A 2,015-nucleotide genomic window follows, 5' to 3' on the forward strand; every position below is an offset into this window, starting at 1 on the left:
GGGCCGAGCAAAAAGCCCTTGAACCCGAAGCCGTCACGGAGGTTAAAATGGCGGCCTAACCAGCGCAACGCGCTGTCTCAGAACCGTGCCCCGGTACACTCAAAGTCATGCCAAGACACGGCAGATGCTGACACTGTATCAAAAAGTCTGGCGAGAATATCCCCAAGCCCACGTGATGGGGGGTCAATGGCTTCAACCACGCGATTCAAAGGCACAATGCCGAGACCAGTGAAGTTGCCTCTTTCGAACTGGACAAGTCCAGACATGAGTAGCTTTCCGGAGTGCGATAGAGCTGGACGCACTTGGGCGGGCTCAAGCGCGGTGAGTGCCAAAACCGTTTCTTCGATTGAGAGGCGTGCGTCGTCGGTCAGAGAGTTACAAAGTGTTCTGACGGGTCCGCCGCGTGCCGCACGTATGGCAAGCTCCAGAATGGATGCTTCTGGCATGTTCAAATCCATGTGGCTTGCAAGCGCGTGAATGTTTTGGGCTAACAAGTCAGCTTTGGGCTGGCCTGTTACGTCCTGCTGTTGAGAAAGTTTTTGGTGAAGCTCTGCCCAAACCTCAGAAGGTATGCCCTTCTTTTTGAAGCGATCGATATCGGGATCCCAATCAAATCCAAGATCTTGGTCCTCAGTCCAGTTTGAAAGCTCGGTCGCCACCACACTTCTCGCCGAAAATTTGGATGCAAGTCGATGCGCTAGGGTGGTCAGGTAGAATTGTTCATATTTGTTTGTCATGCAGCCTCCGTACTGAGGCTTGAAAGATAACACATCCCTACGACATATATGGACGTATAGACGCCGTGATGTGTCAATCTATTGATGACGTATCGGGATCTTCAGCTTACAAGGTGATATGAATTTCGCATTTTTTGATCTCGAAACCACCGGCACATCGCCTGCCTTCGACCATCCCCTGCAATTTGCGGCCATACTTACGGATGCGAACTTCCAGGAGATCGAGCGTGTCAATCTGCGTTGCCGCTTGGCGCCACATGTTATCCCATCGCCGCAGGCCTTGGCGGTCACCGGGTTGCGCCCAAATCAACTTGTCGATCCCGAATTGCCGAGCTTGTTCGAGTTCGCTCAGGATCTGACGGCGCTTGTGGCGCGTTGGTCCCCTGCGATCTGGACCGGGTTCAACAGCATCCGCTTCGATGAAGAGATGCTGCGCCAAATGTTCTACCAAAATCTGCAGCCCGAGATTTTCGCCACGCAATTCCACGGCAATTCGCGCTTTGACATCATGACGGCCGTATTCGCCATGTTTCAGCGCCACCCCGATCTGTTCAACTGGCCCGTTGATGAAACCGGTCGTGTGCGCTTCAAGCTGGAGCGGCTAGCTCCAGAGAATGGTTTTGCAGGGCATAACGCCCATGACGCATTAGGGGACGTGGAGGCCACGATCCATATGGCGCGGCTGATCGCTGAGCGTACGCCCGATCTCTGGAAACTACTCCTGGCCAATCGCGACAAAGGGCATGTCCGGGCCCAGTTAGAACCGTATGCGCCGCTTGAACTGATAGGACGCTTTGGCGCCGGCCCCCCGAAGGCGATCATGGGTTGTCTCTGCGGGTATGCAGATAAAAATCCGAACCAGGCTTACTTGTTTGATCTCGACGCGGTGGACCCACAAGATCTCATCAACGCGTCGGACGCAGACCTGATGGCGGCCATGGACAGCGAACCTCACCTCTTGCGTTCCATATCGGTCAACAAAGCCCCCGTGCTATTGCCGCCCGTAACCGTGACAGATGAGCATCGTCGCCGTGCACGGGTGCTTGCAGAGGCCCCCGAGCTCCGGCGGCGACTGATCACCGCGATGACTGCGCGCTATGCGACGGTGATTCCTGCGGAGCCCCAACCTGTCGAAGAGCAGATATTCAATGGGTTCTATGATTGGAATGACAAGGCGGGCCTGGGTTGGGGCACGGTTTCCTGAGACAGTTCATAGCGCTAATTTTCCATCGAAGGAGAATGGACCATGGACGACAAGAACAGCTCGACACCTGGCGC

The 2,015-nt window shown here is 55.0% G+C and carries 2 protein-coding genes; one reads left to right on the forward strand and one right to left on the reverse strand.

Annotated elements, in window-relative coordinates; genetic code table 11:
- Positions 1–77 precede the first annotated feature (77 nt).
- Positions 78–737: a hypothetical protein gene (locus ACH107_RS32325; RefSeq protein WP_412509703.1), complete on the reverse strand. Its 660-nt coding sequence runs from the start codon at positions 735–737 to the stop codon at positions 78–80.
- A 118-nt stretch (positions 738–855) separates the two neighbouring features.
- Between ACH107_RS32325 and ACH107_RS32330 the strand changes: the two genes are divergently transcribed.
- Entirely contained in the window at positions 856–1,941 is a 1,086-nt protein-coding gene (locus ACH107_RS32330) for an exonuclease domain-containing protein (RefSeq protein WP_412509704.1), read from the forward strand.
- Positions 1,942–2,015 lie beyond the last annotated feature (74 nt).

Source organism: Roseovarius halophilus (ex Wu et al. 2025) (assembly GCF_047086965.1).